At 51.7% G+C, this 26,311-nt stretch carries 24 protein-coding genes; all 24 read left to right on the top strand.

The features are described from left to right. Positions 1 to 5: 5 nt before the first annotated feature. The 24 genes from ACSFXJ_RS15410 (at position 6) to ACSFXJ_RS15295 (ending at position 26,278) form a co-directional block, all read left to right on the top strand. Positions 6 to 659 carry a hypothetical protein gene (locus ACSFXJ_RS15410; protein WP_435921220.1) on the top strand — a complete coding sequence of 218 codons (654 nt, stop codon included), beginning with the start codon at positions 6 to 8 and terminating at the stop codon, positions 657 to 659. Then, entirely contained in the window at positions 656 to 1,240 is a 585-nt protein-coding gene (locus ACSFXJ_RS15405; protein WP_435921219.1) for a hypothetical protein, read from the top strand. Before ACSFXJ_RS15410 ends, ACSFXJ_RS15405 begins: the two co-directional genes overlap by 4 nt. Before the next feature lie 244 nt (positions 1,241 to 1,484). Next, complete coding sequence (gene rpsB / locus ACSFXJ_RS15400; RefSeq protein ID WP_435921218.1) at positions 1,485 to 2,183, top strand: 30S ribosomal protein S2; 699 nt, start codon at positions 1,485 to 1,487, stop codon at positions 2,181 to 2,183. A gap of 152 nt (positions 2,184 to 2,335) precedes the next feature. After that, the gene (gene tsf / locus ACSFXJ_RS15395) at positions 2,336 to 2,986 is read left to right on the top strand and encodes a translation elongation factor Ts (protein ID WP_435921217.1); all 651 of its coding nucleotides are present in this window, start codon (positions 2,336 to 2,338) and stop codon (positions 2,984 to 2,986) included. Positions 2,987 to 3,101: 115 nt separating this feature from the next. Then, positions 3,102 to 3,830 carry a UMP kinase gene (gene pyrH / locus ACSFXJ_RS15390; protein WP_435921216.1) on the top strand — a complete coding sequence of 243 codons (729 nt, stop codon included), beginning with the start codon at positions 3,102 to 3,104 and terminating at the stop codon, positions 3,828 to 3,830. Then, positions 3,831 to 4,385, top strand: coding sequence for a ribosome recycling factor (frr, locus tag ACSFXJ_RS15385; RefSeq protein ID WP_435921215.1), 555 nt, complete (start codon positions 3,831 to 3,833; stop codon positions 4,383 to 4,385). It begins immediately after the preceding gene. A gap of 72 nt (positions 4,386 to 4,457) precedes the next feature. Continuing rightward, positions 4,458 to 5,225: an isoprenyl transferase gene (locus tag ACSFXJ_RS15380; RefSeq protein ID WP_435921214.1), complete on the top strand. Its 768-nt coding sequence runs from the start codon at positions 4,458 to 4,460 to the stop codon at positions 5,223 to 5,225. An 18-nt stretch (positions 5,226 to 5,243) separates the two neighbouring features. Continuing rightward, a complete protein-coding gene (locus ACSFXJ_RS15375; protein WP_435921213.1) occupies positions 5,244 to 6,047 on the top strand; it encodes a phosphatidate cytidylyltransferase in 804 nt (267 codons plus the stop codon). 53 nt (positions 6,048 to 6,100) lie between these two features. Then, entirely contained in the window at positions 6,101 to 7,240 is a 1,140-nt protein-coding gene (locus ACSFXJ_RS15370; RefSeq protein WP_435921212.1) for a 1-deoxy-D-xylulose-5-phosphate reductoisomerase, read from the top strand. 131 nt (positions 7,241 to 7,371) lie between these two features. Then, positions 7,372 to 8,646, top strand: a complete 1,275-nt coding sequence (gene rseP / locus ACSFXJ_RS15365) for an RIP metalloprotease RseP (RefSeq protein ID WP_435921211.1) — start codon at positions 7,372 to 7,374, stop codon at positions 8,644 to 8,646. A 21-nt stretch (positions 8,647 to 8,667) separates the two neighbouring features. Then, entirely contained in the window at positions 8,668 to 10,119 is a 1,452-nt protein-coding gene (proS, locus tag ACSFXJ_RS15360; protein ID WP_435921210.1) for a proline--tRNA ligase, read from the top strand. Between the two features lie 163 nt (positions 10,120 to 10,282). Further along, the gene (locus ACSFXJ_RS15355; protein WP_435921209.1) at positions 10,283 to 14,599 is read left to right on the top strand and encodes a PolC-type DNA polymerase III; all 4,317 of its coding nucleotides are present in this window, start codon (positions 10,283 to 10,285) and stop codon (positions 14,597 to 14,599) included. A gap of 164 nt (positions 14,600 to 14,763) precedes the next feature. Further along, entirely contained in the window at positions 14,764 to 15,225 is a 462-nt protein-coding gene (rimP, locus tag ACSFXJ_RS15350) for a ribosome maturation factor RimP (protein WP_435921208.1), read from the top strand. A gap of 29 nt (positions 15,226 to 15,254) precedes the next feature. Further along, entirely contained in the window at positions 15,255 to 16,352 is a 1,098-nt protein-coding gene (gene nusA, locus ACSFXJ_RS15345; protein WP_435921207.1) for a transcription termination factor NusA, read from the top strand. A 32-nt stretch (positions 16,353 to 16,384) separates the two neighbouring features. After that, positions 16,385 to 16,702, top strand: coding sequence for an RNase P modulator RnpM (rnpM, locus tag ACSFXJ_RS15340; protein WP_435921206.1), 318 nt, complete (start codon positions 16,385 to 16,387; stop codon positions 16,700 to 16,702). Continuing rightward, positions 16,695 to 17,018, top strand: a complete 324-nt coding sequence (locus tag ACSFXJ_RS15335) for a L7Ae/L30e/S12e/Gadd45 family ribosomal protein (RefSeq protein ID WP_435921205.1) — start codon at positions 16,695 to 16,697, stop codon at positions 17,016 to 17,018. Before rnpM ends, ACSFXJ_RS15335 begins: the two co-directional genes overlap by 8 nt. Beyond that, on the top strand, positions 17,011 to 19,617 hold the full coding sequence (gene infB, locus ACSFXJ_RS15330; protein WP_435921204.1) for a translation initiation factor IF-2: 2,607 nt from the start codon (positions 17,011 to 17,013) through the stop codon (positions 19,615 to 19,617). Before ACSFXJ_RS15335 ends, infB begins: the two co-directional genes overlap by 8 nt. Before the next feature lie 15 nt (positions 19,618 to 19,632). Continuing rightward, complete coding sequence (gene rbfA, locus ACSFXJ_RS15325; RefSeq protein WP_435921203.1) at positions 19,633 to 19,992, top strand: 30S ribosome-binding factor RbfA; 360 nt, start codon at positions 19,633 to 19,635, stop codon at positions 19,990 to 19,992. A 19-nt stretch (positions 19,993 to 20,011) separates the two neighbouring features. Continuing rightward, positions 20,012 to 20,989, top strand: coding sequence for a DHH family phosphoesterase (locus ACSFXJ_RS15320; RefSeq protein ID WP_435921202.1), 978 nt, complete (start codon positions 20,012 to 20,014; stop codon positions 20,987 to 20,989). Continuing rightward, complete coding sequence (gene truB, locus ACSFXJ_RS15315; RefSeq protein WP_435921201.1) at positions 20,986 to 21,903, top strand: tRNA pseudouridine(55) synthase TruB; 918 nt, start codon at positions 20,986 to 20,988, stop codon at positions 21,901 to 21,903. Before ACSFXJ_RS15320 ends, truB begins: the two co-directional genes overlap by 4 nt. Before the next feature lie 41 nt (positions 21,904 to 21,944). Continuing rightward, on the top strand, positions 21,945 to 22,892 hold the full coding sequence (locus ACSFXJ_RS15310) for a bifunctional riboflavin kinase/FAD synthetase (RefSeq protein ID WP_435921200.1): 948 nt from the start codon (positions 21,945 to 21,947) through the stop codon (positions 22,890 to 22,892). A gap of 156 nt (positions 22,893 to 23,048) precedes the next feature. Next, entirely contained in the window at positions 23,049 to 23,318 is a 270-nt protein-coding gene (rpsO, locus tag ACSFXJ_RS15305; protein WP_076168040.1) for a 30S ribosomal protein S15, read from the top strand. A 453-nt stretch (positions 23,319 to 23,771) separates the two neighbouring features. Beyond that, complete coding sequence (pnp, locus tag ACSFXJ_RS15300) at positions 23,772 to 25,877, top strand: polyribonucleotide nucleotidyltransferase (RefSeq protein ID WP_435921199.1); 2,106 nt, start codon at positions 23,772 to 23,774, stop codon at positions 25,875 to 25,877. Positions 25,878 to 25,963: 86 nt separating this feature from the next. After that, positions 25,964 to 26,278, top strand: coding sequence for a hypothetical protein (locus tag ACSFXJ_RS15295; RefSeq protein ID WP_435921198.1), 315 nt, complete (start codon positions 25,964 to 25,966; stop codon positions 26,276 to 26,278). Positions 26,279 to 26,311 lie beyond the last annotated feature (33 nt).

The following is a 26,311-nucleotide window of genomic DNA, read 5'->3' as shown; positions in this document are numbered from 1 at the left end:
TTACATTGTCATTTGGAGATCCATGGTTTTACATTGTTTTGCTGGGTTTTGCCGCGCTGGTGTACGCCATGATGCTTCCGGCACGAAAAAATGCCGGAGAACGGACGCCGGGCGGCAACGCCGAGCTTGAAGCAACCCTTGAAGCAACGCTTGAGCAGTACATGGCGGAAATCGAAAAAGAAAACGAAGAACTGATCGAGCTCGTCACCAAAATGAAACAGGAACTGACGTCCAAACAGCTTGCTCACCAGGAGCAGATCGCGGAATTACGCCAGCGTCTAATTGAGGTTGAGCATACGGCCAGAGATACAGTGAGCCGGCTTGATCAACAACTGGAGCAAAACACGCAAAGGAAGACGGGGGATTTAACCGAGGATCCGGTAAGCATTGTTCCGTCAACGTCTTTGGACAAGCCGCTTTCCCCGGTGACGGAAGCACCTTCTAATGAAGGTTCCGGAGCTTTGCAGGTCCATGAAACGACGGAAGCCGACCCTGCAGAACGGGAAACGGACGAAGATACCGTACGCAACCGTTATCCTGAGTTGTTCGAGTTGTATGCCAATGGAAAATCGATCGACACGATCGCAAAAACGACCGGACTCCAGCGGGGGGAAGTTCAGCTTATTCTTCAGCTGGCCAAAAGGGAGGAATCCCGATGATGAGGAACCGCCAGTTTATGTTTGGTCTGGGGATCGGGTTGATCGCAGGAGCTCTGCTGCTTCAATTCATGATGATCGGTCAGATGCAAACCGGCAAACTCAAAACCAAAGAGCAAGTGGAACAAGCGGCGGCGGCGCTCCAATTGAGAGTCGTTCCGGCAGACCAGCAGCTGCTTACCGAAGACGATTGGCGGGCTAAAGCGGAAGAGGAAGGCGGCGGTCAAACAACCGCGGGAAATCCGAATACTCCCGATACGCCGGAAGCCCCCGATTCGCCGCAAAATACCGAAGAACCGAACCCAGTCTCGGTTCCGGAAAGCTCCGCACCGTCAAATCCGGATCAGCCCATAAATGAGCCGGTTTCCGTAAAATACAAAATCGCCGCGGGAAGCACATTATCCGGTGTCGCTGAAGGTTTGTTTCAAGCCGGCGTCATCCATGACAAGGATGCATTTCTTAAACGGGCCAAGGACAAGAAAATAAACTATAAAGTACGTACCGGCACGTTCACGTTTGAAATCGGAGAGGACTATGACTCGATCATCGGAAAGATCTCTCCCGGCAGCGCAAAAAGCAAATAGAAAATAGCGGATGATAAGCTCCTAGGTAGGGAGCTTTTTATTTTTTTTAACATATCTTATTTATTTTTTCATGCTTAGAGTGAAGTTGGTTGCAACGTGTTTTTACTTATGGTATATTAGTTGACGGTGTTATAACGCACGCATGTTGATTTCGCGAAGGGTGCTCCTATACCGGAGTCTTGGCGGAAAATGAAACCTGCGGAGGAAGCATCATAAAAAAACCAAACTTAGGAGGTGCGTGAAGATGGCAGTAATCTCCATGAAACAACTGCTTGAAGCAGGCGTTCACTTCGGACACCAGACACGTCGCTGGAACCCGAAAATGGATCGTTATATCTTCACAGAAAGAAACGGCATTTACATTATCGACCTGCAAAAAACGGTCAAGAAAGTTGAAGAAGCTTACAACTTCGTAAAGAGCATCGCTGAAGAAGGCGGTACGATTTTGTTCGTCGGCACGAAGAAACAAGCTCAAGACTCCGTGAAGGAAGAAGCGGAACGCGCTGGTCAATTCTTCATTAACCAACGCTGGCTCGGCGGTACGCTGACTAACTTCCAAACGATCCAAAAACGGATCGACCGTTTGAAACAACTCGAAACTTGGGAAGAAGACGGTACTTTCAACGTTCTGCCTAAGAAAGAAGTTATCATTCTCCGTAAGGAGAAGGATCGCCTCGAGAAATTCCTCGGCGGGATCAAGAACATGAAGGGCTTGCCAAGCGCTTTGTTCGTCATCGATCCTCGTAAAGAACGCATCGCGGTTGCCGAAGCCCGCAAATTGGGTATCCCAATTGTAGGTATCGTCGATACGAACTGCGATCCGGACGAAATCGACTACGTCATTCCTGGTAACGACGACGCGATCCGCGCGGTTAAATTGCTTACCAGCAAAATGGCTGACGCCGTAATCGAAGCGAACCAAGGTGAGCAAACTACGGCTTAATACCCGAAACGGTATAAAGTTATGAAATAAGTAAATTTAAAAAGGGTGGTTGGTAGGTGTCAAACCTCTCACTACCCTTTTTTTAAGAGAAAATTCACTGATTCGCCGAATGAAAACAAACAATCCAATTTAAATGTGGAGGTACTACAAACATGGCTGTTGATGCAAAATCTGTAAAAGAACTTCGTGAAAAAACCGGCGCGGGAATGCTGGACTGCAAAAAGGCGCTTGAAGAAGCAAACGGGGATCTGACGAAAGCAGTGGAAATTCTCCGTGAAAAAGGATTGTCTGCCGCAGCTAACAAGGCAGGCCGGATCGCAACCGAAGGCGTTGTCGAATCCTACATTCATGCCGGAGGCCGTATCGGCGTATTGGTTGAAATCAACTGCGAAACGGACTTCGTTGCAAAAACCGACCAATTCAAGGAATTCGCCCGCGACATCGCGATGCATATCGCCGCCATGAGCCCACGTTATGTTCGCCGTGAAGAAGTTCCGCAAGAAGAAGTGGAAAAGGAAAAGGAAATCTTGAAGGCGCAAGCCCTTAACGAAGGCAAGCCTGAGAAAATCGTTGAAAAAATGGTTGAAGGCCGCATCGGTAAATATTACGAAGAGTTCTGCTTGCTTGAGCAAGCTTTCGTAAAAGATCCGGACAAAACGATCTCCGCTTTGGTTAACGAAAAAATCAGCGCCATCGGCGAAAACATTTCGATCCGCCGCTTTGTCCGTTACGAATTGGGCGAAGGTCTCGAGAAGAAAGTGGACAACTTCGTAGAAGAAGTTATGTCCCAAGTAAAACAATAAAATAAATAACATAAATACTTAGCAGTTATCGTTGGAACACGCCGTGTTCCTTCTTTTTTAACCTGACGCCCTTGCAGCTAAAGTTTTAAGGGAGTTTTATTGTGGAGGTATACATTTGGAACAGCCAGTTTATAAACGTGTTGTCTTGAAGGTTAGTGGGGAATCGCTGGCCGGACAAAATGGGTACGGGATCGATGCCGAAACGATCTCATCGATTGCGCAGCAAGTGAAGGAAGTCGTCGAACTCGGCGTAGAAGTCGCCATCGTTTGCGGAGGCGGCAATATTTGGCGGGGAATCGCGGGCAGTGCCAAAGGGATTGACCGTGCGACGGCGGACTATATGGGGATGCTGGCAACGGTGATGAACTCGCTCGCCCTGCAGGATGCACTCGAGCAAATCGAGGTTCCGACACGGGTACAAACCTCCATTGCCATGCAGCAGATTGCCGAGCCGTACATCCGCCGCCGGGCGATCCGCCATCTGGAAAAAGGCAGAGTCGTGATCTTTGCGGCCGGAACGGGGAACCCGTTCTTCTCGACCGATACGACCGCCGCGCTCCGGGCTGCGGAAATCGAGGCGGAAGTGATTCTGATGGCGAAGAACAAAGTCGACGGCGTTTATTCGGCGGATCCTTTCGTGGATCCATCGGCCGAAAAGTATGAGGTACTGACTTATCTGGAAGTGCTGAACAAGAATCTAGGAGTTATGGATTCCACGGCATCTTCGCTATGCATGGATAATAACATCCCGCTCATCGTGTTTGCCATTACGGAACAAGGGAATATCAAACGGGTCGTCCTTGGTGAAAAAATCGGGACTATCGTTAAAGGGAGTGTAGATTAAATGCCGCAAAGCATCAAAAAAAGTGCAGAAGAACGCATGGATAAGGCGATTCAAGCGCTCAAGCGCGATCTTGCGACGCTCCGGGCCGGCAGAGCAACCCCTTCGTTGCTTGACCGGATCCAAGTTGACTACTACGGTTCTCCGACGCCGGTGAACCAGCTTGCCAACATCAATACTCCGGATTCGCGCACTCTGATGATTCAGCCATGGGACAAATCTTCCCTACAAGAAATCGAGCGTGCGATCCAAAAATCGGATTTGGGGCTTACCCCGGCCAACGACGGATCATCCATCCGCCTTTCGATTCCGGCGTTGACGGAAGAGCGCCGCGTGGAATTGGTGAAATTGACGAAGAAATTCGGAGAAGAAGCGAAAGTAGCCATCCGCAACATTCGCCGTGATGCGAACGATGATATTAAAAAGCTGGAGAAATCCGATATTTCCGAAGACGAATCGCGTAGACATCAGGATGACATCCAGAAAACGACCGATAAGTTTATAGCGGAAGTGGATAAAGTGCTTGCTGCGAAAGAAAAAGAGATCATGGAAGTTTAAGTATACAGGCGGCCCCTCCTATTACGGTGGGGTTTTGTCTCTTTTTAGATAACCGGCGCTGGAGGATAAGCGATGATCAAGTTATTTGAGTCCTGGTGGAAAAAAAGGAATAACGTCAATGCGGTTCAGCCCGACAGCGGCAATATTCCCAAACATGTCGCCATTATTATGGACGGCAACGGTCGTTGGGCGCGCAAGCTCGGCCTACCGCGAATCGTCGGTCACCGGAACGGGATGAAAGCCGTCAAACGCGCCACCATTGCCGCAGATGAACTCGGGATTTCCATTTTGACGCTTTACGCCTTTTCGACAGAGAATTGGAAGCGGCCGAAGGAAGAAGTCGATTTTTTGATGTCGCTTCCCCAGGAGTTTTTGGCGCTTGAGCTTGAAGAATTGATTCAGAAAAATGTTCAGGTCCGGATGATGGGACATACGGAGGATCTTCCGTCCCATACGATTGCCGCCATGGAAGAAGCGATTGAGCGAACCAAAAACAATACGGGACTTATCCTTAATTTTGCGCTCAATTACGGCAGCCATCGCGAAATCACGGAATGTGTGAAAGAGATCGCCCGCAGAGTCGAGAAAGGCGAGGTTAAGCCGGATGACATCTCGCAGGAAATGATCGGCGGGGGGTTGCTGTCCGGCGATTTGCCGGATCCCGACTTGCTCATCCGTACCGGGGGCGAACTTAGGCTCAGCAATTTTATGCTCTGGCAAACCGCGTACAGTGAGCTGTGGTTCACGGATCTGTTCTGGCCGGAATTCGGGCGGGAGCAGTTGTTTGAAGCTGTGGCCGAGTACCAGAGACGCACGCGGCGGTATGGCGGTTTAACCTAGGATGGAAGGTGTAGACAGTTGAAACAGAGGTTGATTACTGGAATTGTTGCGGGAGCCGCATTTCTCGGACTATGCCTGGCCGGGGGGTTATGGTACCACGGATTGGTTCTGATCATGGCATTGATCGGCTATTATGAATTCGTACGCATGACAAAACTGCCGGCATTCGGCGGTACGGCTTTGATTGGTTATATCGGTGTCCTTTATGCAGCTTTCCCGTGGAAGCTGCTCGGGTGGGACATGCCGCTGCAGCTATCGGCGGCATTCTGGCTCCTGATGCTTCTATTTCTTGTCGTTACAGTCATCACCAAAAACGGAGTTCCGATCGGTCAGGCAGCGATGCTGTTTCTCGGCATGGTTTACGTCGCAATGGGGTTTGCTTATTTGGCGGAAACGCGTAACGCTCCCGACGGTCACGGTTTGTTCTGGACATTGCTGATGCTGGCCTCGATCTGGAGCAGCGATGCAGGCGCTTATTTCACCGGACGGCGGATCGGCAAGAACAAGCTTTGGCCTGCCATCAGTCCGAACAAAACGGTGGAAGGCGCCATCGGAGGCGTGGTATGGGCTATCATCGCGGCCGTGATATTTGCTCTGTTTTCCGGAGATTTGCTATCAATCGGCAGGGCGGTTCTGCTTGGATTATCCGCCGCTGTCGTCGGACAGTTGGGAGACTTGATTCAATCGGCATACAAACGGGTGTACGGCATCAAGGACTCCGGGACATTGCTTCCGGGACACGGTGGGATTTTGGACCGTTGCGATAGCTGGATCGCGGTGTTTCCGTTCGTACATATATTATCGCTGTTGCCGTTAGCTTAAAGGTCAAAACCTGACTTTTAACCCGAACTTTACAGAACAAGAGGTGCAGGCTCATGAAAAAAATCGCTGTCATCGGCTCGACCGGTTCGGTCGGTACCCAAACGCTTGACGTTTGTCTTCAGCATCCCGGACAGTTTGAGATTGAAGGATTGGCGGCAGGCACAAACGCCGATCTTTTCGTCAAGCAAGTAGGCATGTTCCGCCCGAAAAAGGCTTCCGTCGCGACGAAAGAGATCGCGGATCAGGTGCGGCATTCGATTCCTCCGGAAGTTGAACTGTTTTACGGAGAGGAAGGGCTCATCGAAGTGGCGGCCGGAACGGATGCCGAAACGGTCGTGACGGCGATCGTCGGAAGCGCAGGTCTTCCTGCCACGCTTGCGGCTATCACCGAAGGTAAGCATATCGCGCTTGCCAACAAGGAAACCTTGGTCACCGCCGGTCATTTAGTAACCGGTCTCGCTAAGGAAAAGGGAGTATCCCTTCTTCCTGTAGACAGCGAACATTCGGCCATCTTTCAATGTTTGAACGGCGAACGGATGATGGATGTCGAGCGGATCACGCTTACCGCTTCCGGCGGGTCGTTCCGGGATTTGAACCGTGAGCAGCTGCAGAACGTGACTGTCGAGGACGCGCTAAAGCATCCAAATTGGTCGATGGGCGCCAAGATAACGATCGATTCGGCCACGATGGTCAACAAAGGATTGGAAGTGATCGAAGCGCACTGGTTGTTCGGAAAGGATTTTGACCAGATCGGGGTGCTGCTGCACCCGGAAAGCATCGTCCACTCTTTCGTTGAATATCGTGACGGGAGCGTGATTGCACAGCTTGGTACGCCGGACATGCGGGTGCCTATCCAGTATGCGCTCACCTACCCGGAACGTTGGCCTTCGGCCACCAAACGGCTTTCTTTGGCCGAGGTCGGAAAGCTCCACTTCCGCGAAATGGACTTTGAGCGTTACCCTTGTTTAAGACTGGCCTTCGAATGTGGTAAAATAGGAGGAACGGCGACCAGTGTGTTTAACGCGGCCAATGAGGTTGCGGTGGCACGCTTCTTGAACAAGGATATTTCGTTTCTTGAGATCGAACGGATTATCGAATCGGTACTTTCCAGACACGAGGTTCTGAAGAATCCGGGTTTGGATGCGATCAAGGAAGCTGATCGATGGGCAAGAGAGACCGCCCGGTCGATGTAACGTTTTCCATCGGTGAGAATGGATGGGAACGTAAAAAGTTCCGTCCCGGTATTCTCTTGTGCCTGTTCGGAGAATAATGATAATCTAAAGGAACGTCGGACGATCCATGGCCAAAAGGAGGATGCTTGCGATTGGAATTGCTTAAAATTATATTTTTGACCGTTCTCATGTTTTTCGTGATTGTAACGGTGCATGAATGGGGACATTACTTTTTCGCCAAGCGTGCAGGAATTCTCGTTCGGGAATTCGCCATTGGCTTCGGACCGAAACTACTGTCTTTCAAAAGGGACGAGACGCAGTTTACGCTCCGCCTGCTGCCTTTTGGCGGTTATGCCAGAATGGCCGGCGAGGATCCTGAACTCGTCCAGATCGCAAACGGCCAAACGGTCGCCTTGCGGCTTGACGGGGAAGAAGTGCGCAAAATCTACCTTGACCGGCTCGACAGCCGCAAGAATGTCATACGCGGCGAAGTAACGGACGTGGACTTGGAAGACCGTCTGCAAATCAGCCTGGATGTGGACGGAGAGACCAACGTCTACCGGGTACATCCGCAAGCGATGCTTGTGACGAAAGGCAAGGAAACGCAAATTGCGCCGAAAGACCGGCAATACGGGAGCAAGACCGTGGGACAGCGCGCGCTTTCTATTTTTGCGGGACCGCTTATGAACTTTATTCTGGCTTTCGTGCTGTTTGCTCTGCATACCCAAATGGCAGGTATTCCGCTTCCGGATCCGACCCATCTGGAAATCGGCGAAGTCATGAAAGGCATGCCTGCGGAAGAGGCCGGCGTAAAACAGGGAGATATTATCAAAGCGGTAAACGGACAGCCGGTCGGTACCGATGCGAACGGATTGATCGAGGCGATTCAGGCGTCGCCGGACAAGCCGATGGAATGGACCGTGGAGCGCGGGGGTCAAACCTTAAATATTATGATTACCCCTAAGTCGGTGAAGAACGAGGAAGGCGGCAAAGTGGGAAGCACTATCGTGACGTATTTTCCTGCCCGAAGCGCCTCCTTCGGCGAAACGTTTACTGAAGCCGGCAAAAGTATGGTAACTACGACCGAGGCGATTTTTCTCGGGTTTAAACAGCTGATCAACAAATTTTCGATGGATGACCTCGGCGGACCGGTGCGCACATTCGAAGTAACCGGACAAATCGCCAAGCAGGGGATTACGCAGCTGACTTACTGGGCGGCGATTCTCAGTTTGTACTTGGGAATCTTCAACCTTCTGCCGATCCCGGCTCTGGACGGTAGCAGGCTCGTATTCCTGGGCGTGGAGGCGCTGCGCGGCAAACCGATTGATCCGAACCGGGAAGGGCTTGTGCATTTCATCGGATTTGCGATGCTGTTCCTGCTGATGATCGCGGTCACTTATAACGATATTTTGCGATTGATAGGTTAATTACGGGAGGACTAGGTTTGAATGGCAAATGAGGAGAAACAATTCGTAACGGAAATTACTCCGCAGGGAGAAGACTTTTCACGCTGGTACATTGATGTCATCAAGAAAGCGGATTTAATGGACTATTCGCCTGTTCGCGGGTGTATCGTCTTCAAGCCGGACGGCTATGAAATTTGGGAACATATCCAGGCCGAGCTTGACCGTCGGTTCAAAGAAACGGGACACCGCAACGCGTATTTCCCGCTTTTCATTCCGGAGAGCTTCTTCCAGAAGGAAAAAGAGCATGTCGAAGGATTTAATCCGGAACTGCCTTGGGTCACCGAAGCCGCTGGAGAAAAGCTGGAGGAACGTTTGGCGATCCGTCCTACTTCGGAAACGATGATCGGTCATATGTACGAAAAATGGATTCAGTCTTACCGGGATTTGCCGGTATTGATCAATCAGTGGGCGAACGTCGTTCGTTGGGAAAAGCGGACGCTGCCGTTCCTGCGGACGAGCGAGTTCTTGTGGCAGGAAGGCCATACCGCGCACGAGAACGAGAAGGACGCTCGCGAAGAAACGATGCGCATGCTGGAAATTTACCGGGATTTCGTTGAAAACTACTTGGCGATTCCGGTGATTGTCGGACAAAAGACGCCATCGGAGAAATTTGCCGGAGCGGTGGATACGTTCTCGATCGAAGCGATGATGAAAGATGGCCGCGCGGTCCAGGCGGGAACCTCCCACTACCTCGGAACGAACTTTGCGACGGCCTTCGATATTCAGTACTTAAACCGCGAGAATGTCCGCGAATATGTGCACACCACATCGTGGGGAGTCAGCACCCGCTTGATCGGCTCGCTGATCATGGTGCATGGCGATGATCGCGGATTGGCTTTGCCGCCGAAGGTGGCGCCGAAGCAGGTCATGATCATCCCGATCGGCCCGCCGAAAACCCGTGATGCCGTCGTCGGCCGGGCGGACGAGCTGTTTGCCGAATTGAAGAAAGCCGGCGTTCGCGTCGGAATCGACGACCGTGCCGATGTCCGCCCGGGCTGGAAATTCAACGAATACGAAATGCGCGGCGTACCTGTTCGCTTGGAAATCGGACCTCGCGATATGGAGAATGGCGTATGCGTACTCGTTTCCCGGATTAGCGGCGAAAAGAAAGTCATATCCCAGGAAAACCTGGTTGAGGAAGTCAAGGCGATGCTCGACCAAGTTCACAACGAAATGTATGAACGTGCTCTTGCGTTCCGCAAAGAGCATTTCTACTCCGTAGATACATTGGATGAGATGAAAGCCAGCATCGAAGAGAAACGCGGCTTTACGCTGGCCGGATGGTGCGGTTCCGAGGCTTGCGAGCGCCATGTCAAGGATGAAACCGGCGCGACGAGCCGGAACATCCCGTTCGAGCCGGAAGTGACAAAAACTAAATGTCTGGTGTGCGGGGAAAAAGCACAACACACCGTTGTCTTTGCCAGAGCCTATTAGTCATATCAGTGTTTCGGGAAGGCTTCCGGCAGGATTCTGCCGACAGGCGTAGATGCTGTCGGCTCCTACTCCGGAAGCCTTGTTATTTTAACCGTATGAATGTATCGGGGATGGATGTTTTTTCGAAAAGAGCTGTTTGTTAGTTTCAAGGGGAGGGGAAATCATGTCTGACGCGAAAGGGCAAAGAATGCGTCTCGAGCTGCTGATGAAGCAGGCGGAGATGCCGTCTTCCGCAGTGGATCCGTATTTTCTCGACGGGGTGATCGACCGGGTCGAAGTCAGCCGCTCCAACAAAGAATGGAAAATAACGATTAGCAAGAATACGCTTGTGCCGGCACAGGTATACCGTACATTTTGCTTGCGGATCAAAGAACGGATGGAACATATCGCAAACATTTCTTTTCTGTTTCGTTACGAAAGCGATGTGTCCATAGCCGATATTGTAAATGAATACTGGAAACTGTTTTTGGAGTGGGTGCAGCGTGAGGTGCCGTCCGTTAACGGATGGATGGCACGCGCAAACCATGAGGTGGATGGCGATCTCGTCTCGGTAACCTTTACCGATTCGACATCCTTGGAATTAGCCCGCAAAAAAGGCATCGATCGGGCGATCCCCGCTTTTTACGAAACGTTTTTCGGCTTAAGCCTGCGGGTCAAGCTTCTTTCCGGCGAAAGCAGCAGCGAAGCGTTTGAAGAATTTCAGCAGCGGATCGTCGAAGAGGAGCGCGAAGTCATCCAGAAACTGATGGAAAGCATGGTCGAGGAAGCGCCGCCGGAAGAGGTGGACGGTGAAGTGATCAAGCTGCAGATCGGTTATGACATTAAGGAGCAGCCGGTTCCGATCCAGGACATCCAGGATGAAGAAAAGAAAATTACGATTCAAGGCACGATTTTTGGCCTGGACCGCAAGGAGCTACGTAACGGCAACACGCTGTTTACGTATAACTTGACCGATTTTACCGATTCCCTGCAAATGAAAATGTTCGCGAAGAACAAGGAAGACCTGAAGATCATGGGGCAGTTGGCCAACGGTAAATGGGTCAAGGCGCGCGGTAAGGTGGAAATGGACCGGTTCATGCAGGTTCCCGAGCTCGTTATGATTCCTTCGGACCTGTGCGAAATCTCTGCTCCGCCGTCACGGAAGGATACCGCTGAGGAAAAACGCGTAGAATTTCATCTGCACACAACCATGAGCACGATGGACGCGGTGACGCAGATCGGCGATTACGTCAAAGCGGCGGCGAAATGGGGACATAAAGCCATCGCCGTAACCGACCATGGAGGCGTGCAGTGTTATCCCGATGCGGCGAAGGCGGCCAAAAAGAACGGGATCAAAATGATTTACGGCGTCGAGGCCAACATCGTGAACGACAATGTCGCGGTTGTGCTTCATCCTCGTCAAGACGATCTTAAAACGGCGACTTACATCGTATTCGATATCGAGACAACGGGATTGTCCGTCACCCAGAACAAAATCATCGAAATTGCGGCCGTCAAAATGGCCGACGGGAAAGAGATCGACCGTTACGCCACGTTCGTGAATCCGCATGAGCGGATTCCATACAATATTCAGCAGTTGACCAGCATCACGGATGAAATGGTCCAGGACGCGCCCGACGTGGAGCCGGTCCTCAAGCAATTCGTCGAGTTTGCCGGGGATGCGATTCTGGTTGCGCATAATGCAAGATTCGACGTGGACTTCGTGAATGCGAAGCTAAAGGAATTGGGACTGCCCGAAATGAACAACCCGGTACTCGATACGCTGGAGATGGCGAGGATGCTGTTCCCGACGCTTAAAAACCACCGGCTGAATACGCTGGCCGCCAAATATAAAGTGTCGTTGGAGAACCACCACCGCGCGATCGACGATACCCTTGCCCTGGGCCAGATTTTGTATGGACTGATTGAAGATGCCGTCAAGATCGAAGGCATTACGTCATTGGAGCGCCTGAACGACAAGGTCGGCAAGGACTTAAGCAATGCGCGTCCGTTTCATTCCGGCGTTTATGCCCTTAATATGACCGGCAAGAAAAACTTGTTCAAGCTCATCTCACTCTCCCACACGGAATATTTTAAAAGGGTGGCCTGTATTCCCAAATCGAAGCTCGTCGAGCTGAGGGAAGGGCTCCTGGTGATGTCGGGTTGCGAAAAGGGTGAATTTTTCGAGGCGGTGCTGAATAAATCGGTCGAGGAAGCCGAGAGCATCGCGGAATTTTACGACGTACTGGAGATCCAGCCGCTGACCATGTACATGCATCTTGTGGACAAGGGGCTTGTCGGCAGTGTCGACGAGTTGAAGACGGCGATCCGTAAAGTGGTCGCCATCGGAGAAAAGCTTGGAAAGCCGGTTGTGGCGACGGGGAATGTTCATTACCTCGAGCCGCGGGACAAGCTGTTCCGGGATATTACGATTCACGGGATCACCGGATTCAGTCCGCTGAAGGATATCCGCAAGCCGGACGCCCATTTCCGTACGACGGACGAGATGCTTGAGGAATTTGAATTTTTGGGAAAAGCCAAGGCTTTTGAAGTCGTTGTTACCAACACTTCCGAATTGGCGGACAGGTTCGAGGAACTCGAACTGTTCCCTGACAAGCTGTTCACCCCGATCCTTGAAGGGGCGGACGAAGAAATCCGCAATACCTGCTATGAGACGGCCAGATCGATCTATGGCGAGGAGCTTCCCGACGTGGTCGTCAAACGGCTGGAAAAAGAGCTGGAACCGATCATCAAGTACGGCTTCTCGGCCAACTATTTGATTTCGGAACGCCTCGTTAAAAAGTCGAACCAAGACGGGTATCTCGTCGGTTCCCGGGGTTCGGTAGGTTCGTCCGTAGTGGCGACTTTCCTCGGCATATCCGAGGTTAACCCGCTGCCGGCCCACTATATTTGCCGGAACCCGGATTGCAAATACAGCGAATGGTTCCTCGACGGCAGTGTCCCGAGCGGATTCGACCTTCCGGATAAAGATTGTCCGAAGTGCGGGAACAAGCTGAAAGGGGAAGGCCAGGACATTCCGTTCGAAACATTCCTTGGTTTTAAAGGCGACAAGGTTCCCGATATCGATCTTAACTTTTCCGGGGAATATCAGCCTCATGCCCATAACTTTACCAAAGTGATGTTCGGCGAGAAAAACGTATTCCGCGCCGGAACCATCGGTACGGTTGCCGAGAAAACGGCGTTCGGTTTCGCCAAGAAATACGAAGAAGAACATCACAAACATTGGCGGGGCGCGGAGCTGAACCGGCTTGCCGCCGGATGTACCGGGGTGAAGCGGAGTACGGGCCAGCACCCGGGGGGGATCGTCGTCGTGCCGGATTACATCGAGGTGGAGGATATTACGCCTGTCCAATACCCCGCGGATGACACGAGCGCGGAATGGAAAACGACCCATTTCGACTATCACGCCTTTGACGCGAACCTGCTCAAGCTTGATATTCTCGGCCACGATGATCCGACGATGATGCGGATGCTTCAGGATTTGACCGGAGTGGATCCGACCACGATTCCGATGAATGACCCCAAAGTCATGAGCATGTTCAACTCCACCGAGTCGCTCGGGGTAACGCCGGATCAGATTCGGACGCCGGTAGCGACTTATGGCGTACCGGAGATGGGGACGAAGTTCGTCCGCCAGATGCTGGTGGAGTCGCAGCCTTCGAGCTTTGCAGACTTGCTGCAGATTTCGGGTCTGTCGCACGGTACCGGGGTATGGCTCGGCAACGCGCAGGAATTGATCAAGAACGGGACGTGCAACATCAAAACCGTGATCGGCTGCCGCGACGATATTATGCTTTATTTGATCTACAAGGCGGGCATGGACGCGGGTCTCGCTTTTAAAATTACGGAAAGCGTCCGAAAAGGGAAGGGTCTCAGCCAGGAATGGATCGACGAGATGAAGAAATGCAAGGTGCCGCAATGGTACATCGACTCGTGCTTGAAGATCCAGTACATGTTCCCGAAGGCGCACGCGGCGGCATATGTTATCTCGGCGGTGCGGACGGCTTATTTCAAGCTGTATCATCCGATCGAGTATTATGCGACCTACTTCTCGGTACGGGGCGAAGACTTCGACATCGAGTTGATGTGCCAAGGTTACGATGCGATATACCGCAAAATCGAAGAGATCGAGCAAAAAGGCTTTTCGGCGTTGCCGAAAGAGAAAAACATGCTGCCGATTCTGGAGATGGCGCTTGAAATGACGGCGCGCGGCTTCCGCTTTAAAGGGATTGATTTGTACCGCTCCGATGCGACGAAGTTTATCGTCGACGGCGATTCGCTTATCCCGCCGTTCTCCGCCTTGGCGGGAATCGGGGACAACGCGGCCCGCAACATCGCGGCGGCCAAAGAGCAGGGCGAATTTTTGTCGATCGAGGATTTCCAGCAAAAATCGAAGGCGAGCAAGACGGTTGTGGAATTGCTCGGCTCGATGGGCTGCTTCCGCGGCCTGCCGGAAAGCAATCAGCTGTCGCTGTTTTAGCTTTTGTGCCGGCCCGGCGTAAAGGCGTTTTACTTGTCACTGTTACCGGACTATGTTATAATTTTTTTGGTAATCATGAAGATAGAACCGTTGGTTAAAGAGTGGGGAAACCCACTCTTTACTCTTTGGTATACAGGAAAGAACCACATGGAGGTAATGTACGCTTGAGCACACCGAAGATCAAAGCGGCCGTGGAAGAGATGGTTAATCCTTACTTGGAAGAAAACGGCTTTGAACTTGTAGACATTGAATACGTGAAGGAAGGCAGCAACTGGTTTCTGCGCGTGTTCGTGGATAAGGACGGGGGCATCGACATTGATGACTGCGGCCGGATCAGCGAGTATTTAACCGAAAAGCTGGACGAGAACGATCCGATTCCATCCGCCTATTTTCTTGATGTATCCTCTCCGGGAGCAGAACGCCCGCTGAAGAAGCCCGAGGATGTAACGAAAGCGGTCGGGAAGGATGTTTTTGTGACTACATATGAACCGGTAAACGGCTTGAAAGAATTCGAAGGCCGGCTTCTGTCGTTCGAGAACGAGGAGCTTGTCATTGAAATCGGCAAGAAAAGCCATACCATTCCATACAGCAAGGTTGCCAGCGCTAGGTTGGCTATCATTTTTTAACAGTTTATGAAAGGGGGAACTCGAGGCAAATGAGTATGGATTTTATCGAAGCCTTGAATGAGTTGGAAAGAGAAAAGGGGATTAGCAAGGATATTTTGTTCGAGGCGATTGAAGCGGCTTTGATCTCCAGTTATAAACGCAATTTTAATACGGCGCAAAACGTGCGCGTGGATATGAACCGGCATACGGGAGCGATCAAAGTATTCGCCCGTAAGCTGGTCGTAGAGGAAGTGCTGGATCCGCGTACGGAAATTTCGCTGCCGGCGGCACGGGAGATCAATCCGAACTTCCAGCTTGAAGATATCGCCGAAATTGAAGTTACGCCTCGCGATTTCGGGCGCATTGCGGCCCAAACCGCCAAACAGGTCGTCACGCAGCGTATCCGCGAAGCGGAACGCGGTTTGATTTATAACGCATTTGTCGAGAAGGAAGAAGATATCGTCACAGGTATCGTACAGCGCCAGGATTTGCGCAATATTTTCGTCGATTTGGGCAAAGTGGAGGCTCACCTTCCATTAAACGAGCTGATGCCGAATGAGAAATTCAAGCATGGCGACCGGATCAAAGCCTACATCACAAAGGTCGAAAATACGACAAAGGGCCCGCAAATATTGTTGTCCCGCACTCATCCCGGGTTGTTGAAAAGATTGTTCGAGCTTGAGGTTCCGGAGATTTTCGACGGCGTGGTGGAGATCCGTTCGGTGGCCCGCGAAGCGGGATTCCGCTCCAAAATCGCGGTTTATTCCCGCAACAGCGAGGTGGATCCGGTAGGTTCCTGCGTCGGTCCTAAAGGTACCCGGGTACAAACTATTGTAAACGAGCTTCGCGGCGAAAAAATCGACATCGTCCGGTATTCGGAAAATGTCGAGGAATATGTGGCCAACGCGCTTAGCCCATCGAAAGTGCTGGAAGTGCAGGTGTTCGAGGAAGAGAAGATGGCGCGCGTTATCGTTCCCGACTACCAGCTTTCCCTGGCGATCGGCATCAAGGGTCAAAACGCCCGTCTTGCAGCCAAGCTGACCGGCTGGAAAATCGACATCAAGAGCGAAACCCAGGCGGAAGAGGAATTCGGAAGAGTAAAAACAGATCAGGATGAGATGCCGCAAGATTCCGTTTCCGTCGACTAGAAGACTTTAGAGCAGGAACGGGGGGGTCTATCATGAAACAAAGAAAAATACCGCTACGCAAATGTGTGGCTTGCCAGCAAATGATGCCGAAGAAATCGCTGATTCGTGTCGTCCGCTCGCCGGAAGGGGAAGTGTCCATCGATCTGTCCGGCAAAAAGTCGGGCCGGGGAGCCTATCTCTGCGGCAAAGTGGAATGCTTTAAGCTGGCCCACAAAAACAAGGCGCTTGACCGCGCTTTGAAATCGCCCGTGGGACCTGAGGTTTATGAACAACTGGCCCGCGATTTCCTGGCGGTAGAGGATGAGTTCCTCGAAAACCGGGATCGCGAAGAGGATGACGGCGATGAGTAAGATGTTGTCCAGGCTGGGGCTGGCTACCCGGGCGGGCAAACTCCTAACCGGGGATGAACTGGTCTTGAAAACGATCCGCTCATCCGAAGCGAAACTGGTGATCGTCGCGGCGGATGCATCCGCCAATACCCGGAAGAAATTCCGCGACAAATGCAGAGCCTACGAAGTCCCCCTGATCATCGGATTTGACCGCGAGCGGCTCGGTTCCAGCGTAGGTAAGCCGGAACGAGTCGTACTCGCGCTGACGGATCAAGGGTTCGCCGATATGATTATCCAAGAAATCGAGAAAACGTCGGAGGTGGAGTATATTGAGTAAACAAGATAACAAAGATAAGCTCAGGGTATACGAGTATGCCAAATCGCTCAATATGAGCAGCAAAGAAATTATTACTATTCTTAAGCGTCTTAATATTCCGGTCAATAACCATATGAGCGTTATGGAAAATGACTCCGTAACCCGTGTGGAACAATTTTTCAAGGATATTAAGAGCAATGCCGCGGCTAAACGGGAACCGGGACGATCCGAAACTCCGGCCAAATCGTCGGCTCCGGCTTCCGCAGGAGGAAGCCAAGCGCCGAATACACCAGCCGGAGAAGGATCCGGCCAGCGCGGGAATCAAGGTCGTAGCGTTCAAGGGAAGCAAGGTCAAAGTAATCCAAAAAATCAACAGGAAAAGCAGGTAAGCATGAATAATAGACAAAATCAAAACTCAACATCTGCCTCAGGCAGTACACAAGCTGTTCAGGAAAGAAGTCAACGTCCATCCGGCAACAACGGCGGGCAATCCGGATCGGGAGCTCCGCAGCACCGGAACCAGCAGCCGAATCGCGGTCAAAGCCAAAACAACGGCGGCGGCCAGCGCAATGACAACGCGGGCAATCGCCCGAATCATTCCGGTAACCGCGGAGGACAGCCTAACCGCGGTCCGGCGCAAAACAACAATAATAACGCCAGCGGCGGCAATCGCGGGCAAGGCGGCCAAAACGGTCAAAACCAAAACAACAACTTCAAAAAAGGAAACAACAACTTCAACAAATCGAATAAAGGCTTCGACGATAACCGTCAGGGCGGCTACAAGAACAATAATCGCGGCGGTAAAGGCGGACGGGGCGGCAGAGGCGGGTATAACCAGCAGCCACCTCGCGAGAAAATCGACAACACGCCTAAGAAAATTATCGTGCGCGGCACGATGACCGTAGGCGAAACGGCGAAGCTGCTCCACAAAGACGCTTCCGAAGTCATCAAGAAGCTGATTTCGCTGGGAGTTATGGCGACGATCAACCAGGAGCTCGATATCGACACGATTCTGTTGCTTGCGGGCGATTTCGGCGTCGAAGTGGAAGTGAAGATTCCGGTTGAGGACGACCGTTTCGAAACGATCGAAGAAGTGGATGATCCGGCGGATCTGATGGAACGCCCACCGGTCGTAACGATCATGGGTCACGTCGACCACGGTAAAACGACGCTCCTTGACGCCATCCGTTCAACGAACGTTACGGGCGGCGAAGCCGGCGGTATCACGCAGCATATCGGGGCATATCAAGTAGAGATCAACTCCAAGAAGATCACGTTCCTGGATACGCCGGGTCACGAAGCTTTTACGGCGATGCGCGCCCGTGGTGCCCAATTGACGGATATTACGATTATCGTGGTGGCTGCCGATGACGGCGTCATGCCGCAAACGGTCGAAGCCGTGAACCATGCGAAAGCGGCGGGCTTGCCGATTATCGTAGCCGTGAACAAAATCGACAAACCGGAAGCAAATCCGGACAGAGTCAAACAGGAACTGACCGAATACGGCCTCGTTCCGGAAGAGTGGGGCGGAGAAACGATTTTCGTCAATGTATCCGCTAAACAAAGAATGGGCTTGGAAGATTTGCTGGAGATGATCTTGCTCGTAGCAGAAGTCAATGAATATAAAGCCAACCCGAACAAACGCGCCCGCGGCGCCGTAATCGAAGCCGAGCTTGATAAAAACCGCGGTCCGGTTGCCCGCATCCTGGTACAGCACGGTACGCTTAAAGTCGGCGACGCTTTTGTCGCAGGCAATTGCTTTGGCCGCGTTCGCGCGATGGTCAACGATAAAGGCCGCCGCTTGAAAGAAGCAGGTCCTTCCACACCGGTGGAAATTACCGGTCTTACGGAAGTACCGCAAGCGGGCGATCCGTTCATGGTGTTCGAGGATGAACGCAAAGCGCGTTCCATCGCCGAAAAACGTGCGATTACGCAGCGTCAATCCGATCTCGGAGCAAATACGCGCGTCACGTTGGATGACTTGTTCCGCCACATTAAAGAGGGCGAAATCAAGGATCTGAACGTCATTATCAAAGCCGACGTCCAAGGTTCCGTCGAAGCTCTTAAAGGCTCGCTCGAAAAAATCGAAGTGGAAGGCGTTCGCGTGAAAATCATTCACAGCGGTGCCGGCGCCATTACGGAATCCGATATCATTTTGGCCGCAGCTTCGAACGCCATCGTAATCGGCTTTAACGTTCGTCCGGATAGCCAAACCAAGGCAACGGCCGATCAGGAAAAAGTAGATATCCGTTTGCACCGCGTCATTTACAACGCGATCGAGGAAATCGAACAGGCCATGAAAGGCATGCTGGATCCGGTGTATAAGGAAGCCGTCATCGGCCATGCCGAAGTGCGTAATACGTTTAAAATCAGCAAAGTGGGAACGATCGCGGGATGTATGGTTACTTCAGGTAAAATTACTCGTGCTGCGGAAGCCCGCTTGATCCGCGACGGTATCGTCGTATATGAAGGTAAAATCGACTCGCTTAAACGGTTTAAGGATGACGCCAAGGAAGTTGCGCAAGGTTATGAATGCGGCATTACCCTTGACAATTACAACGATCTCAAAGAGGGCGACGTAATCGAAGCGTTCATTATGGAAACCGTCCAACCGAAATAAGGTGAGGTGTCACACATGGCCAAAAATCGTACCGGCCGCGTAGGCGAACAGATCAAGAAAGAGCTCAGCGTGTTAATCCAAAACGAGGTCAAAGACCCGCGGATTGGATTCGTAACCGTGACCGGCGTCGATGTGACCAGCGATCTTTCGCAAGCAAAAGTGTATTTGAGCGTATTCGGCGATGAAGAAAGCAAGCAGGCTTCCATAAAGGGTCTTGAAAAAGCCGGCGGCTTTCTTCGAACGGAGCTCGGCAAACGAATCCGTCTGAGACATACGCCTGAATTGATCTTCAAGATCGACGAATCGATTGCCTATGGCAGCCGAATCGAGAAACTCCTTGGAGATATTTCGCACGAACCTGAGAAGGAAAATTAGAAGAAAAAAGGAGACGGCAATGCAGACCAATGAACGGGAGTTCCGGCAAGCGCAGCAGTTTTTGTCGGAGCATGATCACTTTCTCGTAGTGTCTCATGTACAGCCGGACGGAGATGCAGTCAGTTCTACCCTTGCGGTGGGCTGGCTTCTCTCATGTCTGGGTAAAAAATACGTTATGGTCAACGAGGGGCCGATTCCGAAAAGAATGGACTATTTGTGGCATGCCGATCAAATTGTCGATTTGTCCACGACCCCTCTTGCCGAAACGTATTCCACGGTCATTTGCGTGGATTGCGCCGATTTTAAACGGACGGGCAAGACCAGTTCGCTGTTTGCCGCCGATGCGGATATATTGAATATCGACCATCACCCGACGAATGACGGTTACGGAACCGCTAACTTGATCGTTCCCGATGCCGCGGCTACCGTGGAAATTTTGTACGATCTGATCCGGTTTATGGGCATTGAGCTGGATCTGGATTCGGCTACGGCGATCTATACGGGATTGCTGACGGACACCGGGGGCTTCCGGTATTCCAGCACGACTCCAAAAGTGATGGGCATCGCTTCGAATCTCCTTGAATATGGAGTGGACGGACCCGGATTATCCGAACTGCTGTTGGAACAAATGACCCTGCCGCAGCTTCGTCTGTTGACGCGGGCATTGAACGGCCTGAAAATTACCGAGGACGGGAAAATCAGCTGGGTTTCCGTGGCGGATGAAGACTTGGCCGCTACCGGAGCGGTTCACGAGGATATGGAAGGAATCGTGAACTACCCCCGGAATATTCAAGGGGTGGAAGTAGGCCTGTTATTTAAAGTGATTGATGAAAATGCCGTGAAGGTGAGCATGCGCTCGGCCGGTAAAGTCGACGTCGCCAGTGTAGCGCAAAGCTTTGGCGGCGGCGGGCATGTCCGGGCTGCGGGGGCCCGTATCGAAGGGACCTTGGATAGTGTCGTCTCACGGGTGATTGAGCAGGTGAAAGGGCGGTTATGAACTTGTTCGAAGGCGTTCTTCCGATTTTAAAGCCTGCCGGATTCACTTCCCACGATGTGGTGGCAAAATGTCGCGGAATTCTGAAGATGAAACGGATCGGCCATACCGGGACGCTGGACCCTGCCGTAACGGGCGTGCTTCCGTTATGCCTCGGCCGTGCGACCCGGATGGTTGAATATTTGCAGGATTTGCCCAAGGAATACGAAGCGACACTCGTCCTTGGCATGGCTACGGATACCGAAGATCTGTCCGGGACCGTAGTAGAACAGATTGATCAAGTTAACGTTACCGAAGCGGAAGTCCGTAGCGTACTCGAACGCTTTGTCGGAACGATTTCGCAAGTCCCGCCGATGTACTCGGCCTTAAAACAGGACGGAAAACGGTTATACGAGCTGGCTCGCGAAGGTAAAACGGTGGAGCGGAAACCCCGGGAAGTGACGATTCACGAACTGGAATTGCTGGATTTTATCCCTGATCCGGTTCATCCGAAGATCTCCTTCCGAACCTTATGCTCGAAAGGAACCTATATCCGGACGCTTTGCGTGGATATCGGACGGGCTCTGGGCGTACCTGCGGTCATGGCAGAACTGAAGCGCACGATGTCCGCCGGAATCCGGGATTCAGCTTGCATTACGATGGAGGAAGTCGCGGAACGGGTTCTAAACGGGACGTTGCCCTCGGCGCTGATACCTGTCGACGAAGCGGTAAGTCATCTTCCGGTTCATATCGTATCGGAAGAAAAAGTGAAACCCGCGCTGCAGGGCCAGCGTCTATCGCGCAACGTGGTTCAGCCGCCGGCAACACCGGGGGAAACGATCCGGCTGTATAGTCCGGATCATCGGTTTTTGGGCATCTACCGTGCCGAGGAGCCCACAGGGGCGATTGCGCCGGTAAAAGTATTTCCCCCTGAATGAGATATCCGGCAAATCCCAGTGAAATTGCAGGTGAAACGATTTTGGAAACGATACATTTAACATATCCCTTGACGGATGAATTTGTGGCGGACTTCGCAAAACCCCAGGTTCTGGCGATCGGCCAGTTCGACGGACTTCATCTGGGCCACGCCAGCGTCATTGAATCCGCCGTGCGCCTTGCGAATCGCACGGGCCTTCCTTCCGCGGTCATGTCTTTCCATCCGCATCCGAAGGAAGTCATGAAAAAAGGGGATTACGAAGGTTATCTGACTCCGCCGGATGCCAAAGAAGCTATTCTTCGCGGCATGGGGATCGATTTCTTGTATGTCGTACAATTTAATGAAGCTTTTTCCCGGGTCAGCCCGCAAAACTTCGTCGGCTGCATGCTGTTGCCGCTTCAGGTACACACCGCCGTGGTCGGTTTTGATTTTCGCTTCGGTTTCCGGGGTGAAGGACATGCCGCTATCCTTCGCGAGCTAAGTCAAGACGCGATGGAAGTGCATACCGTGCCTCCTTTTTTGCTTGAAGGGGAAAAGGTCAGCAGCTCCGGCATCCGCAAAGCATTGCAGGAAGGAAACATCCGGCTTGCGAACCGGTGGCTGGGACGGGCGTATTCCGTGAAAGGCACCGTAATGCACGGGGAAAAACGGGGGCGGCTGCTTGGTTTTCCAACGGCGAATCTTCAGCCGGATGAGCACTATGTGCTGCCTGCCAAAGGCGTGTATGCGGTAAGAATCAATTACGGCGGATCCATGCTTGGCGGCGTTATGAACCTTGGTGTGAAGCCGACTTTTCATGATCAAGTGATAAGACCTTCGCTAGAGATTCATATCTTTGATTTTGAAGGTAGTTTGTATGGCGAGTCTTTGCAAATTGAAATTATTGATTTTATCCGCGAGGAGCGCAAGTTCAGCGGAATCGAGGAATTGAAGGCGCAGATCGCCAAGGATGCCGAAACCGCCAAACAACTGCTGCAATCGGTCAAATAACCCGCGGCATTTACTTTTTCGGATGATCTATGATATACTAATTTACGTTGTTTATGCGGACATTGCTTCGCATGAACACAATAACCTTGGCTTGGTTGCCGGTCTCACCGTCCGACTACTAGGCTAACGGCGATTATATATAAGGAGGTGAACAGGATGGCATTAACTCAAGAGCGTAAACAACAACTGATTGAAGAGCACAAAACTCATGAATCCGATACAGGATCCCCAGAGGTGCAAATTGCTATCCTTACGGAGAACATCGTCAACTTGACGGATCACTTGCGTACGCATAAGAAGGACCACCATTCGCGTCGCGGTCTTTTGAAGATGGTTGGTCAACGCCGTAAGCTGTTGGCATACCTGAAGAACAAAGACGTCAAACGTTATTCCGCGTTGATCGAGAAGCTCGGATTGCGTCGTTAATTTGCCTTTGTTTAACCGAAGCAGCCTCGTTGCCGCCGCTCCGCCTTACAGTGCGGACGGCGGCCGCCGGGTTGCTTTTTAACAAGCTGGAAATGAATACGTTTTAGACGAATGGCAGGATTTTGCTCCAGTTGTCCCTTATTCAACGTCTACATCGATTTAGCTGGAAAACCTCTTTCTAATTCCACTTTGATCAATAAGATTTCCAATTTAGGGTTGTAATTAGCGGGAGGTTTTCCAGTTAAATGAGGGGAACCGGAGAGCCATGTTCTTTTAAACGGGTGATTTCCAGCGAATGTACCGTCCATGCCGGACGCCGCAACAATCCAGCTCCAAGTGATCTGGCTTCTTTGCAATTTGTAAAATTATGAGATGGACAAGTTGTTGAATCCTGCCCAAGCAGGAAATAATGAGACTTGTACCGAACTGTTAGTTGAGATAAGGAGGGATTTCATGGAAAAACATGTTAAAATGCAGTTGGGAGGAAGACCTCTTACCCTGGAAACCGGACGTTTGGCGAAGCAAGCCAATGCAGCCGTAATGGTAAGGTACGGAGAGACCGCAGTATTGTGTACGGTAACTGCTTCTTCGGAGCCGAAGGATCTTGATTTTTTCCCGTTGACCGTTAACTATGAAGAAAAATTATATGCCGTAGGCAAAATCCCAGGGGGCTTTATCAAAAGGGAAGGACGTCCGAGCGAAAAGGCGATCCTTGCCAGCCGCTTGACGGACCGGCCGATTCGGCCGTTGTTCCCTGAGGGATTCCGCAATGACGTACAGATCGTTAACCTCGTCATGAGCGTAGATCAGGACTGCGAACCGGAAATCGCCGCCATGATCGGTACTTCCGCTGCTCTCAGCATTTCCGATGTTCCTTTTAACGGACCTATCGGAGGGGTGGCGGTTGGCCGTGTCGATGGTCAATTTGTCATTAACCCGGACATCGCACAGCAGGAAGCGAGCGACATTTATGTCGTCGTTGCGGGAACGAAGGACGCCATTATGATGGTGGAGGCGGAAGCTAACGAGGTTCCCGAGGAAGTGATGCTGGAAGCGATTATGTTCGGGCATGAGGAAATCAAAAATATCGTGGCTGTCATCGAAGAGCTTGTGGCGATTGCCGGCAAGGAAAAGATGGAAGTGAAGCTGCATGCGGTAAACGAGGACGTTAACCGCGAGGTTCGCGCCTATGCGGCCGAGCGTCTGGTGGAAGCCGTCAAAATTGCCGAGAAGCATGCCCGCCAGGATGCGATCGATGCGATTAACGACGAGACGGTCGCCCATTTCGAGGAGAAGTACATAGAGTCTCCGGAGCTTTTGGACGATGTCAAAGAAGTGCTGCACGATATCGTCAAGGAAGAAGTGCGCCGCCTGATTACCCATGACAAAGTTCGTCCTGACGGCCGGAAGCTGAACGAAATCCGCCCGATCGAGTGCGATATCAACCTGCTGCCTCGGACGCACGGTTCCGGCTTGTTTACGCGCGGCCAAACGCAAGCGTTGAGCGTATGTACGCTCGGAGCTTTGGGCGATGTGCAAATTTTGGACGGCATCGATCTCGAAGAATCGAAACGTTTTATGCACCATTACAACTTCCCGCCGTTCAGCGTGGGCGAAGCTCGTCCGCTGCGCGCGCCGGGACGCCGCGAAATCGGCCATGGGGCGCTTGGTGAAAGAGCGTTGTCCAAGGTTATTCCGCCGGAATCCGAATTCCCTTACACGATCCGTCTCGTGTCGGAGGTATTGGAATCCAACGGTTCCACCTCTCAAGCGAGCATTTGCGCCAGTACGCTGGCCATGATGGATGCCGGGGTACCGATCAAAGCGCCGGTTGCGGGTGTGGCCATGGGTCTGATCAAGGACAAAGAGCATGTGTCGATCCTTACTGACATCCAAGGTATGGAAGACCATTTGGGCGATATGGACTTTAAAGTTGCCGGAACCGCTGAAGGCGTGACAGCCATTCAGATGGATATCAAAATCGACGGGATCGACCGTCAGATTTTGTCCGATGCGCTAGCCCAAGCAAAAGAAGGCCGGATGCATATCCTGTCCAAGATGCTTGAACGTATACAGAAGCCGAAGGAAGAATTGTCTCCTTACGCGCCTAAGATCATGATCATGAACATCAACCCGGATAAAATCCGTGATGTCATTGGTGCCGGCGGTAAGATCATTAACAAGATCATTGAAGAGACCGGCGTGAAAATCGATATCGAACAGGACGGCCGCGTATTCATCGCTTCGGCAAACGAAGAAATGAACAAAAAGGCGCGTTCGATTATCGAAGGTATCGTGAAGGAAGTGGTCGTCGGCGAAATTTACACGGGTACCGTCAAACGGATCGAGAAATTCGGCGCATTCGTGGAAATTCTGCCGGGTAAAGACGGCCTTGTCCATATTTCCCAACTGTCGACGGAACGCGTTGGCAAAGTGGAAGATGTGGTTGCGATCGGCGATGTGATCACGGTGAAAGTAACCGAGATCGATCAGCAGGGCCGGGTCAACCTTTCCCGTAAAGCGGTGTTGACCGCGGAAACGGAAAAAACATCCTCCTAAGTTCAATTTAATAGATCTCAAACTTATAAAGAGGCAGAATGAATCCATTCTGCCTCTTTTTTAAATTTCGGAAGGGTGGAGATACGATGAAACGTATTCGTAGTCTCGCTATTGGGTTAGGAATGGCCGGCGTCTTGGTGGCTGGCGCGATGGCCTTGAACTTTTATGGCCCATTTAACCTGATACATGCCGTCACGGCAAAACAACTTGCCGGAAATGCTGAAATCGGGCAGCATTTGGATGGAGACATCGTGAGCGTCAATTACATCGGAAAATACACCTATCGAATCCATACCGATCATAAAGAGTATATCCTTATCGATGCAGGAGACTACAATTTCGCAAGGTATCGAATATTCGAATATACGGATGAATTCGAATATTTTAAAAATCCAATGTAATTCTGTATCCGCCTGTCCGAATAATTTTCGAGC

The organism is Paenibacillus salivarius (genome assembly GCF_051307165.1).
Lineage (GTDB): Bacteria > Bacillota > Bacilli > Paenibacillales > Paenibacillaceae > Fontibacillus.
This window is presented reverse-complemented; position numbering and strand designations above follow the sequence as displayed.

What these genes read in the sequence shown, in the direction of transcription:
- ACSFXJ_RS15405 (WP_435921219.1), top strand. Translation starts at nt 656, where the DNA reads ATGATGAGGAACCGCCAGTTTATGTTTGGTCTGGGGATCGGGTTGATC.
- rpsB (WP_435921218.1), top strand. Translation starts at nt 1,485, where the DNA reads ATGGCAGTAATCTCCATGAAACAACTGCTTGAAGCAGGCGTTCACTTC.
- tsf (WP_435921217.1), top strand. Translation starts at nt 2,336, where the DNA reads ATGGCTGTTGATGCAAAATCTGTAAAAGAACTTCGTGAAAAAACCGGC.
- frr (WP_435921215.1), top strand. Translation starts at nt 3,831, where the DNA reads ATGCCGCAAAGCATCAAAAAAAGTGCAGAAGAACGCATGGATAAGGCG.
- ACSFXJ_RS15380 (WP_435921214.1), top strand. Translation starts at nt 4,458, where the DNA reads ATGATCAAGTTATTTGAGTCCTGGTGGAAAAAAAGGAATAACGTCAAT.
- ACSFXJ_RS15370 (WP_435921212.1), top strand. Translation starts at nt 6,101, where the DNA reads ATGAAAAAAATCGCTGTCATCGGCTCGACCGGTTCGGTCGGTACCCAA.
- proS (WP_435921210.1), top strand. Translation starts at nt 8,668, where the DNA reads ATGGCAAATGAGGAGAAACAATTCGTAACGGAAATTACTCCGCAGGGA.
- ACSFXJ_RS15355 (WP_435921209.1), top strand. Translation starts at nt 10,283, where the DNA reads ATGTCTGACGCGAAAGGGCAAAGAATGCGTCTCGAGCTGCTGATGAAG.
- nusA (WP_435921207.1), top strand. Translation starts at nt 15,255, where the DNA reads ATGAGTATGGATTTTATCGAAGCCTTGAATGAGTTGGAAAGAGAAAAG.
- rnpM (WP_435921206.1), top strand. Translation starts at nt 16,385, where the DNA reads ATGAAACAAAGAAAAATACCGCTACGCAAATGTGTGGCTTGCCAGCAA.
- ACSFXJ_RS15335 (WP_435921205.1), top strand. Translation starts at nt 16,695, where the DNA reads ATGAGTAAGATGTTGTCCAGGCTGGGGCTGGCTACCCGGGCGGGCAAA.
- rbfA (WP_435921203.1), top strand. Translation starts at nt 19,633, where the DNA reads ATGGCCAAAAATCGTACCGGCCGCGTAGGCGAACAGATCAAGAAAGAG.
- ACSFXJ_RS15320 (WP_435921202.1), top strand. Translation starts at nt 20,012, where the DNA reads ATGCAGACCAATGAACGGGAGTTCCGGCAAGCGCAGCAGTTTTTGTCG.
- truB (WP_435921201.1), top strand. Translation starts at nt 20,986, where the DNA reads ATGAACTTGTTCGAAGGCGTTCTTCCGATTTTAAAGCCTGCCGGATTC.
- rpsO (WP_076168040.1), top strand. Translation starts at nt 23,049, where the DNA reads ATGGCATTAACTCAAGAGCGTAAACAACAACTGATTGAAGAGCACAAA.
- pnp (WP_435921199.1), top strand. Translation starts at nt 23,772, where the DNA reads ATGGAAAAACATGTTAAAATGCAGTTGGGAGGAAGACCTCTTACCCTG.
- ACSFXJ_RS15295 (WP_435921198.1), top strand. Translation starts at nt 25,964, where the DNA reads ATGAAACGTATTCGTAGTCTCGCTATTGGGTTAGGAATGGCCGGCGTC.